12 protein-coding genes and 2 pseudogenes are annotated in these 17,967 nt (G+C 44.8%); 5 read left to right on the forward strand and 9 right to left on the reverse strand.

Features of this window, described 5'->3' with window-relative positions; translation table 11 throughout:
• The first annotated feature begins 79 nt into the window (after positions 1–79).
• A pseudogene (locus RAM70_RS08080) lies at positions 80–1,294 on the forward strand (ISL3 family transposase).
• Here RAM70_RS08080 and RAM70_RS08085 read toward each other — a convergent pair.
• The 6 genes from RAM70_RS08085 to RAM70_RS08110 form a co-directional block, all read right to left on the reverse strand.
• On the reverse strand, positions 1,228–1,653 hold the full coding sequence (locus RAM70_RS08085; protein WP_312672158.1) for an IS630 transposase-related protein: 426 nt from the start codon (positions 1,651–1,653) through the stop codon (positions 1,228–1,230). The pseudogene RAM70_RS08080 and the gene RAM70_RS08085 overlap by 67 nt on opposite strands.
• 162 nt (positions 1,654–1,815) lie before the next feature.
• Positions 1,816–3,192, reverse strand: coding sequence for an MlaD family protein (locus RAM70_RS08090; protein WP_045362486.1), 1,377 nt, complete (start codon positions 3,190–3,192; stop codon positions 1,816–1,818).
• Positions 3,193–3,717: 525 nt separating this feature from the next.
• Entirely contained in the window at positions 3,718–4,497 is a 780-nt protein-coding gene (locus RAM70_RS08095; protein ID WP_287730670.1) for an ABC transporter ATP-binding protein, read from the reverse strand.
• A gap of 27 nt (positions 4,498–4,524) precedes the next feature.
• Complete coding sequence (locus tag RAM70_RS08100; protein WP_002763712.1) at positions 4,525–5,157, reverse strand: 2OG-Fe(II) oxygenase; 633 nt, start codon at positions 5,155–5,157, stop codon at positions 4,525–4,527.
• Between the two features lie 97 nt (positions 5,158–5,254).
• Positions 5,255–6,031, reverse strand: coding sequence for a DUF3226 domain-containing protein (locus RAM70_RS08105; RefSeq protein WP_312675849.1), 777 nt, complete (start codon positions 6,029–6,031; stop codon positions 5,255–5,257).
• Between the two features lie 2 nt (positions 6,032–6,033).
• Positions 6,034–7,152 (reverse strand): AAA family ATPase, encoded by a 1,119-nt coding sequence (locus tag RAM70_RS08110; RefSeq protein WP_045362523.1) that lies wholly within the window; start codon positions 7,150–7,152, stop codon positions 6,034–6,036.
• Positions 7,153–7,356: 204 nt separating this feature from the next.
• Between RAM70_RS08110 and pheT the strand changes: the two genes are divergently transcribed.
• Both pheT and RAM70_RS08120 read left to right on the forward strand, forming a co-directional pair.
• Positions 7,357–9,792 (forward strand): phenylalanine--tRNA ligase subunit beta, encoded by a 2,436-nt coding sequence (pheT, locus tag RAM70_RS08115; protein WP_312673196.1) that lies wholly within the window; start codon positions 7,357–7,359, stop codon positions 9,790–9,792.
• A 265-nt stretch (positions 9,793–10,057) separates the two neighbouring features.
• Positions 10,058–10,750, forward strand: coding sequence for a pirin family protein (locus tag RAM70_RS08120; RefSeq protein WP_045362529.1), 693 nt, complete (start codon positions 10,058–10,060; stop codon positions 10,748–10,750).
• Between the two features lie 212 nt (positions 10,751–10,962).
• Here the strand turns inward: RAM70_RS08120 and RAM70_RS08125 are convergent, their stop codons facing one another.
• A complete protein-coding gene (locus RAM70_RS08125) occupies positions 10,963–11,205 on the reverse strand; it encodes a hypothetical protein (RefSeq protein ID WP_002740673.1) in 243 nt (80 codons plus the stop codon).
• Between the two features lie 257 nt (positions 11,206–11,462).
• On the opposite strand from RAM70_RS08125, the pseudogene RAM70_RS08130 reads away from it, so the two are divergent.
• Positions 11,463–11,943: pseudogene (locus tag RAM70_RS08130) on the forward strand (hypothetical protein).
• A gap of 306 nt (positions 11,944–12,249) precedes the next feature.
• Here RAM70_RS08130 and crtB read toward each other — a convergent pair.
• Entirely contained in the window at positions 12,250–13,182 is a 933-nt protein-coding gene (gene crtB, locus RAM70_RS08135; RefSeq protein ID WP_190380845.1) for a 15-cis-phytoene synthase CrtB, read from the reverse strand.
• A gap of 105 nt (positions 13,183–13,287) precedes the next feature.
• Entirely contained in the window at positions 13,288–14,718 is a 1,431-nt protein-coding gene (gene pds / locus RAM70_RS08140) for a 15-cis-phytoene desaturase (protein WP_312673197.1), read from the reverse strand.
• A gap of 466 nt (positions 14,719–15,184) precedes the next feature.
• Here pds and RAM70_RS08145 point away from each other — a divergent pair, with 466 nt between their 5' ends.
• Complete coding sequence (locus RAM70_RS08145; protein WP_312673199.1) at positions 15,185–17,965, forward strand: cation-translocating P-type ATPase; 2,781 nt, start codon at positions 15,185–15,187, stop codon at positions 17,963–17,965.
• Positions 17,966–17,967 lie beyond the last annotated feature (2 nt).

Raw genomic sequence — 17,967 nt, forward strand, 5'->3', positions numbered from 1 at the left:
ACACAAACAGGTTAATACCAAAAGATAGACAATCGAGTTAAGATTTGATATAATAGCCAAAAACCAGAGTATTTTACTTATGATACTTGACAAATTTTTGAACCTAGAAGGAACCTCTATTCAAGGCTATCGACACCTAGAAAATGTCGGTATAGTTTGACCAGTCGAATCGAAAAAGAAAAAAGCAATCTGTCCTCGTTGTGGGTTAGAGAGCGATAAACTACACCAAAATCATCGATATTTAGTCAAAGATTTACCAATCTCAGGACAACCAGTGTACCTACAAGTTAATCGTCGTCAATTTAAGTGCGATAATTGTCGAAAACCCTTGAGCGAAGAGTTAGATTTTGTCGCCAGTAAACGAACCTATACGAAAAGACTAGCCGAAAATATACTCGAACAATTAAAATCAGGAGATATTTTAAATGTTAGTCGAATAAATGACGTAACGGAAGAAGAGATTCAAAGAAGGCTAGAGGACATTGCTGAAGAAATTACCGAGCCAGACCTATCGGAATTAAAAAGACTAGGAATTGATGAAATCGCTCTAGTCAAAGGACAAAAAAATTACTGTGCGGTTTTAGTAAATTTAGATACGGGAAAACTAATAGCTATTCTAGAGAAGCGAACACAAGAGGAGTTGAGAAAAACGCTTACAGGCTGGGGAAAAGAGGTGTTAGAGCCAATTGAAGAAGTGAGCATAGACCTTTGGTTGCCCTATAAAAATTTGGTGAAAGAATTGATGTCATCGGTTGAATTAGTCGCCGATAGATTCCATGTAATGAAACAAATTAATCAAGAGTTAGACGAACAGAGAAGAGCAGAAAAAAGAGCCGTAGAAGCGCAGAAAAATAAAAAACAGAAAGCGGAAAAAGAAGCGAAGCTAGAAGTTTTAAAGCGAAGTAAATATAGCCTGTTAAAAAATGAAGAAGATTTAACGGAACCCCAAAAAATCAAACTAGAAGCTATCAAAAAAACTTGGCTAAATTTGAAAGAGATGCACGAATTAAAGGAAGAATTCAGAAGGATTTACGAAACCTCAAAGAATCCGACAGAGGGAATGCTATCCATCTCGGAATGGTTGGCAAAATCCTCCAGTGTTTTTACCAAGAGTTGTCAAACAATCCGAAACTGGTTTGGAGAAATCATTAGTTATTTCGAGCGAAGGACAACGAATGGATTAGTCGAGGGAATCAACAATAAACTTAAACTAATAAAACGAAGAGGCTATGGCTTTAGAAACTTTCGGAATTTTTGGGTTAGAAGTATGTTGTCTTGGCATCTTGTCTGTTGATTTAGCATAAAGAGTAACGAAGAGCCTTTTTTTCTAGTAAATCCAATTCTTTTGAGCGCTTGACCAATTCTCATCCTACTGACTGGGTTAGCCCATTTTTGCGCCATTTTTTCTTGGGTCAAATGCCCATATTGTTCGGCCAACTTTTGAAAGGCTTCTAAATCGTCAATTTTGGGCTTCGGCCCTCGACGATAGTTAGTTTTAGCGGCCACCGTCCCAGTTTGTTTCTTCCGTTTCAGCCATAGGTCTAATGTATTACGACTAATATTGAGGGTGCGACAGACATGGCTTTTTTTCTCCCCTCGCTCTACGGCACTCACTGCTTTCTGTCTTAAATCATCACTATAGGGTGCTGCCATGAAAGCTTCTCCTCATTTCTTTTTCTCTATTATGTCCTAACTATCCCGCTCTTTGCTATATGATAAAAAATTAGGCAAACTGTTGTGTATTTAAACTGGGTCTTGAAAAATTTAGTACAAATGCTCAGACTTTTTTTTCCCAACCCCCAACCCCAAATTCTGCTACTCAGATTCAGGTTTTTTAGCGTCTTTTTCTGGGGTATTAGGGGCGGGATTTGGGGCTATTGTCGCAATTTGGGCGGCCATTCTTGTCATTGCTTGACCTTGGGCGAATTCCTGCTGTAGTTGTTCGCTAGAAGAAACCAAACGACTTAAACCCTGAATTAAACGGATAATTTCCTGTCGCAGTTGCGGATTACCGGTAATTTCATCCACATCCGAGGTGATTTTCTGAAGATTGGCAAAAGCGGCACGAGAGGAGTCGAGGAGTTGCTGTAGGGTGACAACAGTGGCAGGATCGGAGAGATAAGCGGTAAAGTTGCCTAAATTTTCGCTTAATTTAACAGCATTTGCCGAAATAGTGTTTAAATTCTCGATAATTTGGCTTTTCTGCACTTGCGTCAGGATGGGATCCAAAGCAGCGAGAGTAGTTTGTAGGCGATCGCTGGTAGTTTTGATACTATCGAGAGTGGCAATTAAACGATTTTGATTAGCTGCCAAAAAAACCCGCAGTTCTTCGGTGGTTTGTCCCACCAAAAGCAGCGTTTTTCGGGCCTCTACTAGAGTAGCGTCTAAATTTCTCAGGCCGCCACTTCCCTGTAAACTTCTCAGTAAAGTAGTCGCTTCCTGACTCAATCCCCCGACACCAGAAAGATCACTAGAAAGGCGATCGAGAGAACCGGATACTTGGGGTAAGGATTCTAGAGATCTCATCCCCGAATTAAGTTTACCTAGAGTACCGCTGCGACGTACCTCACTTAAAGCGGTGGTTGCCTCACCACTAAAGCGATCGAGTCCCCCCAAGGCATTGGCAGCGCGTTGGGTAAAAGAACGAAATCCGGCCACCATATCGGGATCACTAACTAGATTAGAAATTCTCAGTAAAGATCTGATCAAGGTATTGACATTTAGCGCCGATTGCCCTTGTAAACGGGAACCGTTACAGATAATCACCTCCCCATTGCAGTTAGGACTCAAAGGGGGTTCTTTAACACCACCGACGGGTAAAGCTTGCAGGGGAGTAATATCGATCGTGGTTTCACCCACTAAACCGGATTGAATGGCTTCGATGAGGGAATTACTGGGAATTAGGCGATCTGCTGGCGAAATCTCCACTTCTACGGCGACTCCCTCCGGTTCTGGGGTAATTGCCGTCACTTGCCCGATTCTCACTCCCCGATAACCGACGCGGGTTCCCACCATCATGCCACCCACATTAGGAAAAAGGAAGCTGGCTCGATAACTGCGCCCCCCGAAGCTAAAATTACTTAACCAGGCGATAAACCAGATTAATATTCCCCCCGATGTCAGTAACATTAAACCGATACCACTTTGCCGCAGAGTTGGGGAAATCCCTCGTTGTGAACCGCCAGCTTCCATAAATAATTACTCCTCATCTCTAAAAAGTATCTTACAGGAGAAATCGTGGGATTTCAGTGATCAGCTTCTGAAGGCAAGAGTCAAGGAGTCAGTATTCAGGAGTCGGGAGTGAGGATTCAGTATTCAGGAGTCGGGATTCAGGAGTCAGGAGTCAGGATTCAGGATTCAGGATTCAGGATTCAGGAGATTATTTTTATTTATTCTCCCCACTTCCCCCCGCAACGCGCACGCAGTGACCACCCCACACCCCACACCCCACACCCCACACCCCACACCCCACACCCCACACCCCACACCCCACACCCCACACCCCACTTCCCCATCACCCCACACCCCACTTCCCCACACCCCACTTCCCCACACCCCACACCCCACACCCCACACCCCACACCCCACACCCCACACCCCACACCCCACTTCCCCATCACCCCACACCCCACTTCCCCATCACCCCACACCCCACACCCCATCACCCCATCACCCCATCACCCCACACCCCACACCCCACTTCCCTCAATTGACTGATCACTGAATTGGTCCGTCGATACTGCCGGTAAAAAATTGCTTGAGTACGGGGATTTCGGAGTGATAAGCCTCTTGAGTCGGTCCAACCCATTGAAATTGACCTTTATAGAGAAAAACGATGCGATCGGTGGTATTTTCGATGGTGCTGTGGACGTGGGTGACAATGAGATGGGCCCCACAGGCTTTTTTTACCTTGAGAAGTTCCATAATTACCGTCTGGATGCGGGTAGAAGCGACGGGATCCAGTCCGGCAGTGGGTTCATCGTAAAGGAGAATATTCGATCGATCGGCGGCGATCGAGGGATCGCTGATAATTGCTCTGGCTAAACTGACCCGTTTTCGCATCCCTCCGGATATTTCAGAGGGATAGAGGTCGTAGGAACCGGACATACCCACTAAATCGAGTTTTTCTTCCACTAAATCGCGGATTTCGGCTCGTTTTAGCTTTGAGTTGCGATAGAGAGCAAAACCGACATTTTCCCCGACGGTGAGGGAGTCAAAAAGGGCCGATTGCTGGAAAACTAGACCAACACCGAGGGGATCTTCCCCCTGTTCTACGGTTCTCTGGCGTTTTGTGCCGTAGATGTACACTTCTCCCCGATCGGGGGCCAGTAATCCGGCGACTAAGCGTAAAATCGTCGATTTTCCCGTCCCGGACGGACCGATCACGCCGATCGCTTCCCCTTCGTACACTTTCAGATCGACGTTATTTAAGATTACTTTCTTGCCGAAAGCTTTGGTTACTCCCCTTAATTCGACGATCGGTTCGCGCATCACCATCTAGAATATCTTTACAAAAATCCCCTTTTATTGTAGGGCAACGACCCGATCTTTCTTTTTTTTCTTTTCTGGTTTTATGGTTCGCGATTCTATCTGCATTTCGGGAATCTCTCGCAATTCTTCGGCATCTAAACGATATTGTTCGCAGACAAGACTCAGACGAATACCAGAACAGCTAACGGGATTAACTGAATGGGTGAGATCTCCTTGAAAGAGGATCAAGGTGTTAGCACAAGGACGAATCTGGGCCACGGAACGATTGCCTGTTGCTAGTACCAGTTCCCCCCCTTGAATATCTTTAGGAACCTGCACATAAAGGACGCTAACTAGGAGCGGGGGATCGATTGTTTTACAATAGGAGCGCAGGGAGCGATCGATATGGGGATCGACGCGTGAACCGGTTTGTAGGAGTAAGGGGTTAAGATAAAAAGCGTTGCAGTCAGCTTGTAAACTGCGATCAAGATAGGGTTTAAAATAGGGAAACATTCGTGCGACTTCGCTGATTTGTGTGCGTCGAAAAGCGATAGAAAAGCCTTTGGTTTTAACGAAATCTCGATTTAAATTGTTAACTGTGAAGTGGGGACAAGCGAGAATCTGTCCTTGTAGTTCGCTCAGATAACTGGGAGTAAAAGCGTCGGGATATTGGGAATAGTAAGGCACGGATAGAATCGCAACGGGATGGCAATCTTTAGGATAGCTTGTTTTTAGGGGAGATGGGGATAATTTCGATAGCAGCTATTCAATTATCTTTTTTTTCTCAAAGTCCGATAATTTGCTCAAGGAAATTTTTAATAAGCTTGATGCTCTCTAATTCTAGGGTTTGCTTATCTAGCCAGCGATTATCTTGTAGGGAAACTTGTAGGGCTTTACCCGGTCTTAATATACTACTAATACTGGATATAATTGCTTTCTTTTCACCTGCTGGTTTATCAAAATATTTGAGGTCTTTTTTAGTTAACTGATTCCTGTCAATACTTTCTATGTAGGTTTGAGAAAGATTGAGTAAATTAGGATAATTTATCCTAGCACATTCGAGAAGAATATCTTCTAAAGTTCCTTGCTCACGATTGTTAGGAGCGATGAAAATACCACAGCGAGGCGAATGATTGTTAACTTGACCAATTTGAGAAGGTGGTAGCAAATTTGGTAAGTCAATATCCGATAACTTAGTAATTAGTTTATTGAACCTTTCTTGAGGTGTTTCCCTGTAATCAGCATCGGCAAAAATCCCCACACTAAAAAGCTGTGAAGGTTGAATAAACTTGAGACTTTCTTCGATGGTTTGCGCTATGCGTGTAATGCCGATAGAACTATGTAAAGCGATTGATAGTTGCTCATTTTGAACAAAAGATGGTACTGGTACTCGTTTGGTTAAATCACCGTCTAGTGGATAAGCTGTCGGGATAAGTGTTTCCCAAAATTTATCCAATGAAGATAAATGAATAACTCGCTTTAAGTCATAAAATTTAAGTAAACCAATTAAGAATTCGACATCCTGCGGACCTTCGACAACAATATAGCAGTATCTCACCATCTTTACCTCACATCTAACCCACGTTCCCAACGCAATCTATGCAATAAATCGCCCGAAAATCTTTGAGGTTTTTCCCTTGGAGAATTTAATCGAAAAGCTACCATGTCTTCTATGGCCTTTTCTGACCGTAGCATGGCATCAACTGCTTCTAAACTATGGGTAGTTACAAAAAGTTGAATTCTTCTTTGATTACAGGTGTTAATTAACCAAGAAAATACACGACTTAAGGCAGAAATATGAATAGATGTCTCGATTTCATCAATTAGAAGTACCCCATCGGTAATTGTCAACAAACTAAGCACCATAACTAAGGTTCTTTTAAATCCGTCACCAAACACATAGAGAGGAGCAAAACCAAGCTGTTTATGTTCTATATAAAGAGTTGGTCTATTGTTGGGTGAAAGTATTTGTAGGTCGGTGATTTCCTCGTCAAATAACCGAATTAAATCTAGGATGTCATCTTTGTTATTTTCTTCCTTTAGGATGATTTGTGAGAGTCTATCTAGAATTGGTTCCGAGGACAAATAAGCAGGAAATATGGTGGCATTTTTCACCAGTATTTTTTGTCGTTTCCTTTGAATAAAACGCTCTTTTTCCCAAAACTGAAATACTTGTTCCTTATCTATCCCAAGCAGACTGCCTTGCTCTAAAATATGGGCGGTAACACTTAATTCTAACCCATTGATAACCAGATCGGTTTCCGAATCGGTGGAATCATCATTGAACTTTTCTGGGTTGCCTTTTTCGTTGCTCGCACCGTAAATATCGGTGAGATTAGCTGCTAGATTTTTAATCGGTGAATTTCCAGTACACTTGATCGAAATTTGTCCTTGATAGGATGCGTTACTAGCAAGATTATTCTGACGAAAGAAAACCCATTTAATTGCTTCCAAATCCGGTCGCATTAAAGATGTTCTGCCTAGATATAATCGACGTTGAGCCACTTCTAGCCACTGAAAGGGATCGAGGGGATTACAAACAATTGAAACAGCTTCGAGAATGCTAGTTTTGCCAGAATTATTATTACCGACAAAAATGTTCACCTGTCCTAGAGAAGACAGTTCTATTTGTTCAAAACCACGATAACCACTGATTTGTAAACTTTCAAAAAGCCGAGTCATTTTTACTGGCTCCTACAATATTGCCGATAACAACTGAAATAGCTAGGATCAAAGATAAAATTTGCAATTTTTACGATAAAACCCTTGTATTATAACTCATTTGTGGCTCTTTTTTTGACTAGCAATCATTTTCCTGCCAACCCAGTCGCGGTGACAACCCACCGTTTACAATAGTTAAGAACCAACGGCAAGCAAGAATTAACGATGCGGATTTCGATCAACTGGTTACGAGAATTAGTCAAAATTGTCCAATCTCCCCAAGAATTAGCCGAATTATTGACAATTGCGGGAATAGAAGTGGAAGAGATCGAGGATCGCCGAGAATGGGCAAAGGGTGTGGTTATTGGTAAAATTATCGATCGCCAACCCCATCCCAATGCGGATAAATTAAGTGTCTGTCAGGTGGATATCGGTCAGGAAAACCCTAGTACAATTGTCTGTGGTGCGCCCAATGCTAGGGCTGATATTCTAGTTCCCGTGGCTACTTTGGGAACCTATTTACCCAAAATCAATTTAACGATTAAACCGGCTAAATTGCGCGGGGTAAAATCGGAAGGGATGATCTGTTCCCTCGCAGAATTAGGATTAACTAAAGATTCTGAAGGAATCCACATTTTTAGTCAGGAAAATCTCCCTTTAGGTACAGATGTTCGTCCCCTTTTAGGACTCGATGAGGTGATTTTAGATATTTCTCCCACCGCTAACCGTGCCGATGCTTTGAGTATGATCGGAGTCGCGCGGGAAGTGGCGGCTTTGACAGGAGGAGAATTAAGCCTACCAAAAGTCAAATTACAGGAATTTTCCCCTAAAAAAGATTTAACGCTGGAAATATCAGAAAATAAAGCCTGTCCTGCTTATATTGGTACGGTGATCGAGGGGGTAAAAATTGGCCCATCTCCGCTATGGTTGCAACAGCGTTTACAGGCTGCCGGATTGCGATCGATCAATAATGTGGTCGATATTACTAATTATGTCCTCTTGGAGTGGGGACAACCCTTACACGCTTTCGATCGCGATCGTTTACAAAGTTTTGCCGGAGGTAAATCCGTTACTATTGGGGTCCGTTTTGCCGAGGAAGGGGAAAAAATTATTAGCCTTGATGGTCAGGAAAGAAGCTTAAAAGAGGTTAATTTATTAATTACTGCCAATAATCAGCCTGTAGCTTTAGCGGGGGTGATGGGAGGTCAAGAGACGGAAGTTAACGAGGAAACCGTTAATCTTGTGCTAGAGTCGGCTTTATTCGATCCGATCGCCATCCGTCGTTCCTCAAAAGCGCAGGGTTTACGCAGCGAATCTTCTGGACGCTATGAACGCGGTGTTAATCCCGCCGCTTTGGAATATGCTTGTCAAAGGGCGATCGATTTAATTCTAGAGTTAGCTGGGGGAACTGTCAGCAGTCAGGTTAAAGCTGATTATCGTGCCGATCAGTCCAGTCGTTCGATCGAATTGCGTTTAGAACGTTTACAGCAGCTACTGGGTCAAGTTACCCTAGATGATGGTGCGATCGGTGAAATTCTCGCCGAAGATGTGGAACGGATTTTAGGCAATTTAGGCTGTGAATTGCAGTTAACCTCGAAAAATCCTGTTCTGTGGACTGTGACAGTGCCAGACTACCGTTATCGGGATTTAGAACGGGAAATTGACTTAATTGAAGAAGTGGCGCGACTGTACGGATATGATCGCTTTGTCGATACTTTGCCGGCAAAAACCGCAGCCGGAGGATTATCCTTTGAGGAAACTATACAGCGTCGAGTGCGGGAAGCTTTTCGCGCAGTGGGTTTGACGGAATTAGTCCAGTATTCCCTAGTTAAACCGGAATTAGCGGAAGTTGTCCTCGCTAATCCCCTTTTTGTCGAGTATTCTGCTTTGCGGACTAATCTCCTAGACGGTTTAATCGAAGCGTTTGAGTATAATCAGTCTCAGGGTAACGGTTCCTTAAATGGCTTCGAGATCGGGCGAGTTTTCCGCTTAGAATCGGATAATATCAACGAATACGATGCAATTGCTGGTATTTTCGGCGGTGATTTCTTCCCTGCCGGACGTTGGCTGCGATCGGGTAAAGAGGTGGCCATGACTTGGTATGAAGCAAAAGGCATTTTAGAAGCAGTATTCGATCGCCTTTCGCTGACAGTAAGCTACGAAAAATATGCCGAAGATGCGCGTTTTCATCCCGGACGAACAGCCTCTTTATGGATTGGTAAACAACGCCTAGGTATATTCGGTCAACTACACCCGCAATTGCGTCAGCAAAAGGGATTAATTGAGGCAGTTTATGCCTTTGAAATCCAGTTCCCGATCCTGTTAGCAACTCTTAGCGATAGTGCCAAAATTACCCCGCGTTTACAGGTCTATTCTACCTATCCGGGGGCGGCGCGAGATATCGCCTTCTTTGTTTCCACAGATATACCCGTAGATAGATTGACAAAAACTATCAAAAATGCTGGAGGTAATCTCTTAGAAAAAGTCGAATTATTTGATCGCTATCAGGGGCAGAATGTGCCAGAAAATCATTGTAGTTTGGCCTTTAGTTTAGTCTATCGTGCCAGCGATCGAACTTTAACCGATGAAGATGTGGAACCCTTAATGACAAAAGTGCGAGAAGCTTTAGTTAAACAGTTCCAAGTTTCTTTAAGAAGTTAAATTCAGCGAGCAATTATCAGTTATCAGACATCGACCTTATATTATCTCAAGACTAAAAGTCGGCGTTGCTGAATCAAGATAAGTAGTCATGCAAAATAAATTTCCTAGTGAAGATAGGCAAGAGGCAAGAGGCAAGAGGCAAAAGCTTTGTCGAAATGTGTAATTAATTTTGCTCAGGTACTTATGAATAGTAATTGTGCATCGTATCGACAACAAACGCTTATTAGATAGACTGGGAATATAGAGATAAAAAAGAGGAAAACTGATGATTACTATACGCAAAGCTGAGGAAAGAGGCCACGCTAACTATGGTTGGTTGGATACCTATCATACTTTTTCTTTTGCCCAATATTATGATCCCCAACAGATTAATTTTAGGAGTCTCAGAGTTATTAACGAGGATAAAGTGATTGGGGGAAAAGGATTTCACACCCACGCACACCATGATATGGAGATTTTAACCTATGTTTTGCAGGGAGAACTAGAACACCAAGACAGTCTCGGCACGGGTTCCGTGATTCGACACGGTGAAATTCAACGGATGAGCGCGGGAACAGGGATAAAACACAGTGAATTTAATCATTCTGCCACTAATCCCCTCCATCTTCTGCAAATTTGGATTATTCCCGACCAAAAAAATCTAGAACCCGGTTATGAACAAAAAGCGATCGAATTTTCTCCCCATACCCTACAATTAATCGCCTCTCCCACCGGTGCTGGCAACGCGGTTAAAGTCCATCAAGACGTTAATCTCTACGCGGGAATTTTGCCCCTAGGCCAGTCCCTCACCCATTCCTTAGCCACTGGTCGTTATGGCTGGTTACAGGTGGCTAGAGGGCAAATAAACCTAAATGGCGTGCATTTACGAGCGGGGGATGGAGCGGCAATTAGCGAGGAAACTTCTTTGGCTATTCAATCTCTAGAAGACTCGGAAATTTTGCTTTTTGACCTAGGGTAAGCTAAGACGCATCTTAACCGCCTATCCTTAGATTAGCCCACCCCCCTTGCCCCCCCGACCCCCCCGATGTCGGGGGGCAGGGGGGGCTTGCCTCTTGCAAGAGTGCCTTTTGCCTCGTCTCAACAAGCAATTTAAATGCGCGGGCAGCTTAGTGGGTTTGAGTGTTAGGAACCCTAGGGGCTAAGTTTTGCCGCCAATTCCCCGTCCGACTTTTAGCCATCAATACTGTCCACCACGCTCAGAAAATCGTTGTGGATTAGCTCGGCGATAAAATTCTCCGGATCGGTGATCGGAACAGTAACGCCTTGACTGGCCACCATCTGTGCGGCCATCCGAGTCATGAAGTCCTGTCTTGTTTCGGTCATTCTACCCTGACATTGTTGCAATTTTTCCACCAACTCCAGTGGGGAATCGGCCACCAGTTTATCTCCCTCGCGGGTGACATAAATTGTCATCTTTCCTGCCTCCTAAATGATCGGGAACGAGAATTCGGCACGACTAAACCACTTCTTTTCTCGCTATCATTATTGCCAGTTAGTTAGTCCCATCCTCGTCGGTCTTTCCCTATTTCCATTATTTGTTCTGGCTTGTCGCCGGGTAATTATTATTATCGCCAAAATAAAAGGATAAATTTGTCAATCTTTGTAACGAAAAATCCAGAGAACCTGTTCTCACGGTATCGCCCCGAACCTTTGCGGAGAAATTTGTTACAATGAATACAAGGGGACTCCCCGCACCATATCCCATCCCTAGATAGTAAGAAATTGGCGGGGTGGGGAGCGGAAGCCAATAGTCCCGATAGGGGGGGCATTTGTCAGAGTTTCCCGCTTCCTTTAGTTTTAGGGGGAAAAGCCATGAAATCTGCCACATTATTATCGCCCGATCGACCGCTGCCAGAACTTCTCCGGTCAGCTATCCGAGAACGTTTTCCGGGGAAAGCGATCGATGATCTCAGCATCCGCTACTATGAAAGCGTCGAGGATGTGGGGTGGGAGTATTTTAACGAGAGGGTGTTGCCGGCCTGTAGCGATGAGCCTGTTGTCCGCTATCTCGGCCCATTTATATCCTACGTCCGTCTAGGAGAAGCCCTGGTTTTGGATCGGCAAGATGGCCTTGTGGTTTACGAAACCGATCGAGATGTTCCCTGCACGGAAACCGGACCTTTCTGGTTGGTGACTCCTAAATCGCTCTGAAAAAGCCAACCCAAGTTCAGCAACTGAATTGGGAACAGTTAATAGTTAGGGTTGGCTGAATAAGTCTAAAAACCTTGTTGGGTAAAACTTTTAGACTTTTGGGAGGTCAAAAAGTACCGGATATGGGAGTGATCGGGGGGAGAATTAAGGGACTTTTTCCCTGAAAATTGGGTAATTGACCCCCTCAAAATCGGTAAAACCCTACACCCCACACCCCACACCCTGCCCCCACGAAAAACTTTTTGCCGCAAACCCTAGTTGAGACTCGACGGGTGGAGTCGGCAAGCGACAAAACCCGTCGCATTTTTATAACGCCTGCGATCGCAACCAAGCCACGGGTAAATAGAGCATTTTCTTGGGTAAAGGCACGAAGGCACGACGGGCAAAGACATCGTAATTATTTGCTTCAATTACGTCTAAAATGCCTTGATAAAGCAGTAAAGCCGCCCAAACCGGCCAACGGGAATCGGGATTAAGGGCGCGAATCCCCCTTTCGGCGGAATCGTAGTAATAACGGGCGCGCTCAATTTGGAAGCGCATTAACGCCTGCCAACGGTCATCATTAACCCCTTTGAGTAAATCGTCTTCGCTGTAGTTAAAACGCTCTAAATCCTCTAAAGGTAGATAAATCCGCCCACGATGGACATCTTCCCCCACATCCCGCAAAATATTGGTTAATTGATTGGCAATACCCAGATCGATCGCTTCTTCTTGAGGGATATAGACGCTTTGATTGCGTCGCCAAGGAGCCGAGCGATCGCCATCTTCCAATCCTAACACCGCGCTGGACATTAACCCCACCGTCCCCGCTACCCGATAGCAGTACAGTTTTAGTTCATCAAAGGTTTGATAACGACTGCGATAGAGATCCATCTGTTGCCCGGCGATCATATCCCGAAAGGGTTGGATATCCATGGGGAACTTTTCTAGAGTATCCACGAGAGCGACATCGGCATCCTCAAGGGCAACCCCAGAAAAGACGGTTTCTAGCTGTTTTTCCCATAAATCGAGGGTTTCAGAGGTAGTTAACCGGGCTTGGGGGCCATCGACCAGTTCATCGGTACGACGACACCAGACATAAATTGCCCAGATCGCTTGACGTTTTGGTTTCGGCATCAGGAGAGTACCGAGATAAAACGTTTTGGAATACTTCTCTGTAATCCGGCGACAGAGTTCGTAGGACTCCGCAAGGGAGACGAGGGGTTTGGTGGGGTGGGTCGGTTTTGGCAATTGGAGCATTCTGCTGGGGCGGAATGATTGACTTAGATTAACGGCGAACTGTGGCTAATGATATAGCATTGTCTCACTCAAGGCCATTTTCGTCATTAGTCCCTAGCCAGAGAATTAACGAGCGCTGGACACTGGTGTAGATTGGGTTTTATTCGGGTTTAGCGGTGCTGCGGGGTGATCTTTGCTGATCACTGCTGCCGCTAATTTCCCCGATAAAACCGCTCCTTCCATGCTTCCTAAATATTTTTGCATGGTATAGTCACCGGCGAGATAAAAATTCTCGATCGGAGTTTTTTGAGAAGGTCGATAAGCTTGTCGGCCAGGGGTGGCTTTATAAACCGATCGGGGAGTTTTCACCAGATGATATTTTAACAATTGACTGGGATTATCGCCAGTAAAATGTTGGGGAAAGAGTTTTTCTAGTTCTTTCATCGTGGCGGCGATAATTTCTTCATCGGATTTAGTAATCCAATCGTGAGCGGGAGCGAGAACTAATTCTAACATCGAGCGATCGGGGTTAGCGTATTCTTTACAGGTGTTGCTCATGTCAGCATAAACACTGAGTAAGGGCGAACGGGAGAATAATAAATGATCGATGTCGGTTAGTTTGCGATCAAACCAGAGGTGTAAATTAATAACAGGAACCCCTTCTAATCCTTCTAATTTTTGAAAGAATTTATCCTCTTGCCAAGGCTTAGGCAGTAAAACTTTTAAAGGATCTACAGGCATCGCAGAAACATAAATATCGGCTTCAAAAAGATAATCTTCCCCACCGTCTAAACCGCGCATTAAGAAGGCTTTAACCGTGCCATCTTCATTTAAGAGAATCTCTTTTAAAGGGGCATTTAAGCGCACTTCGCCACCTCTAGCGCTGATGTAATCGACTAAAGGTTGGCAGAGTCTTTCCGGGGGTGAACCGTCGAGAAAAGCCATTTTTGAGCCGTTTTTCTCCTGTAAAAAGCGGTTGAGGGCTGTTAGTAGAATCGTGGCGGAAATCTCGTTAGGATCGATAAAGTTTAGGGCTTTCGACATAGCGATAAACACTTCTTTTTCTACCCTAGGGGGTATGTTTTGTTTCTCTAACCATTCCGACCAAGAATATTTATCCATCTCCTCGACGTAACTTTGTCCTTTAACAATGGCAGGGATTAAACCGAGTCCAAATTTAATTTTTTCCTCCCAAGTTAACATATCGTTATTGCGGAGAATGGCAACAATACCGTTAATTGGGGCGGGAATATCAGGGAAGTCAAACCGCGAATAGGTCCCAGGTTTTTCCGGCTGATTGAAGATCATCGAGTGTTCTTTCCACTGTAGGCGATCCTCTATGCCTAATTCTTGGAATAATTGCAGCATATTGGGATAAGCGCCAAAGAAGATATGTAAACCGGTTTCGTACCAGTCCCCATCGGCATCTTTCCAAGCGGCAATTTTTCCCCCTAATACATCGCGACGTTCCAGTACGATGGGCGTATGTCCCGCATCGACAAGGTATTTCGCACAAGATAATCCGGCTAGTCCCGCACCAGCGATCGCAACTCGCATCGTTTCCTATCTACTCTCTAATGTCTTGTCTTTATCACATTCGCTATTATACTTCACATTTCGTTACATTTTTTTCAGATTGTCGAGAAGGCAAAAGGCAGGAGGCAAAAGGCAGGAGGCAAAAGGCAGGAGGCAAAAGGCAGGAGGCAGGAGGCAAAAGGCAAAAGGCAAAAGGCAGGAGGCAGGAGGCAAAAGGCAAAAGGCAGGAGGCAGGAGGCAAAAGGCAGGAGGCAGGAGATTATTTTTATTTATTCTCCCCCTGCAACGCGCACAAAGTGGTCTCCCCACTTCCTTGATAACTGCTGACTGCTTACTGATAACTGCTCACTGATAACTGCTCACTGATAACTGCTCACTGATAACTGTTTGCTGGTCACTGATAACTGATAACTGATATTGTGATATGTAATTAGCTTAATTCGCTTACCTTTTTAGTTCACGCGTACACCCTCTTCAATCGATCGCTATGACTTTTCCCACTACGTCACCCCAAGTCTCGGAAATAGAGAATAATCGTGCTTGGCATAATTTAACTGGCGAACAAACCCTAGAAATACTGAGAACCAATGGGGAAACCGGCTTAATCGAGGCTGAAATTGTTAAAAGAAAGGATATTTTCGGGTTAAATGAACTAAAAGAAACGGGGGGACGTAGCCCGTTAATGATTCTCTGGGAACAGTTTACTAACATTATGTTAGTGATGCTGATTGCCGTGGCGGTGGTTTCGGCGGTTTTGGACCTGAAAAAAGGGGAATTTCCCAAAGATGCGATCGCTATTTTTACGATTGTTATTTTAAACGGTATTTTAGGATATTTACAGGAAAGTCGGGCAGAAAAGGCATTAGCCGCCCTTAAGCAGTTATCCTCGCCGAAAGTCCGGGTTATCCGTAATGGTAGCACCTTTGAAGTGGCGGCCAAGGAACTCGTACCCGGGGATATCATGTTACTGGAAGCGGGGGTACAAATTGCCGCCGATGGCAGATTATTAGAAGCACAAAACCTGCAAATCCGCGAAGCTGCCCTCACGGGGGAAGCGGAATCGGTGAATAAACAAGCACAGAAGGTTTTACCTGAAGATGCCTCTTTAGGCGATCGCATTAACCTCGTCTATCAGGGTACAGAAGTAGTACAGGGGCGCGGGAAAGTGGCGATTACCAAGACGGGAATGGATACGGAAATCGGTAAAATCGCCGCCATGTTGCAAGGAGTAGAAAGTGAACCAACTCCCCTACAGCAGCGAATGTCGCAGTTAGGTAACGTTTTAGTGAGTAGTTCCCTAGCTTTAGTGGCTCTAGTCGTGCTTGGGGGCGTAATTCGCTTTGGTTGGCAGTTTTTTGAATCATTCCTCGAAACTTCCCTCAGTATGGCTGTGGCCGTTGTTCCCGAAGGTTTACCGGCAGTGGTAACGGTGACCTTGGCAATTGGAACCCAAAGAATGGTGAGAAGACAAGCTTTAATCCGTAAATTGCCAGCAGTGGAAACCTTAGGCTCGGTAACGACGATTTGCTCCGATAAAACCGGAACTTTAACTCAAAATAAAATGGTGGTGCAGAAAGTCAATACTTGCCACCATGTCATTACTGTCGCGGGGGAAGGTTACGCGCCCATCGGTGAGTTTAGTGGTGCTAGTGAAAGTGATCCCGAACTACAGGCAATTTTAACGGCTTGTGTGCTGTGTAATGATGCACTTTTGCAGAATAAAGAGCAAGAATGGTCAATTTTAGGCGATCCCACCGAAGGAGCTTTACTGACGTTAGCGGGTAAAGGAGGACTATATCGGGAAGCATTGGAACCAAAAAGCCCTCGTTTAGGCGAATTTCCCTTTTCTTCCGAACGAAAGAGAATGTCAGTAATCTGTGAGAATGCCCAGTTAGGTTTGGGGGATTCTGCCTATTTAATGTTTACCAAAGGCTCACCGGAATTAATTCTCGAACGTTGTTCTCTGATCCAAGTTGGGGCGGAAAGTCAACCCTTAACAGCAGCACAAAGAAGCCGTATTTTGGCACAAAATGACGAAATGGCGGGTAATGGCCTACGAGTCTTAGGTTTTTCCTATAAACCGATGACAGAAGTGCCGGAAGCGGAAAGAGAAGATAGTGAGGAACAATCCCTGGTTTGGTTGGGATTGGTGGGAATGCTCGATGCACCCCGCAAAGAAGTTAAAGAAGCGGTTGCCCTCTGTCGTCAAGCGGGAATTCGTCCGATTATGATTACTGGAGATCACCAATTAACGGCCAAGGCGATCGCCAGTGAATTGGGCATTGCGGCTGCTGGGGAGCGAGTAATCACCGGTAAAGAATTAGAAAAAATGTCTCAGAATGACCTAGAGGGAGAGGTAGATGGTGTTAGCGTCTATGCTCGTGTTTCTCCCGAACATAAGCTGAGAATCGTCCAAGCTTTGCAAAAACGGGGCAAATTCGTCGCCATGACGGGGGACGGGGTGAACGATGCTCCGGCACTAAAACAAGCGGATATCGGTATCGCCATGGGCATTACCGGAACCGATGTCAGCAAAGAAGCCAGCGATATGATTTTGCTGGATGATAATTTTGCCACCATCGTCGCCGCCACCGAAGAAGGGCGCGTGGTTTACAGTAACATTCGGCGCTTTATTAAATACATTCTCGGCAGTAATATTGGCGAGGTTTTAACCATTGCAGCGGCTCCTCTGCTCGGTTTAGGCGGTGTACCCCTTTCTCCCTTGCAAATCCTCTGGATGAACCTTGTCACCGACGGTTTACCGGCTCTTGCTCTGGCAATGGAACCCGCCGAACCTAATGTGATGAAACGTCCACCTTTTAGCCCCCGGGAAAGCATTTTCGCCCGCGGTTTGGGTTGGTATATGATTCGCATCGGCATCGTCTTTGCCATTCTCACCATTATTATGATGTACTGGGCTTACCGATATACTCAAGCAACCCCCGAAATCGGAGATCCCGGACGTTGGAAAACCATGGTATTTACTACCCTCTGTTTAGCACAAATGGGTCATGCTTTGGCGGTGCGTTCCCATACCCAGTTAGCTGTGCAAATGAATCCCTTCTCTAATCCTTACATTATCGCCGCCGTGGGTTTGACAACGATCCTACAATTGTTGTTAATTTATGCTCCTCCTCTACAAAACTTCTTCGGTACTCAATGGATTAGTGGCACGGAATTATTAATCTGTTTTGGATTTAGCGCCTTAATGTTTGTTTGGATTGAGTTAGAGAAGTTATTTATTCGCTGGTTCATGACGAAAAAATAAAT

Origin of the sequence: Microcystis wesenbergii NRERC-220 (assembly GCF_032027425.1) — a bacterium.
GTDB lineage: Bacteria > Cyanobacteriota > Cyanobacteriia > Cyanobacteriales > Microcystaceae > Microcystis > Microcystis wesenbergii_A.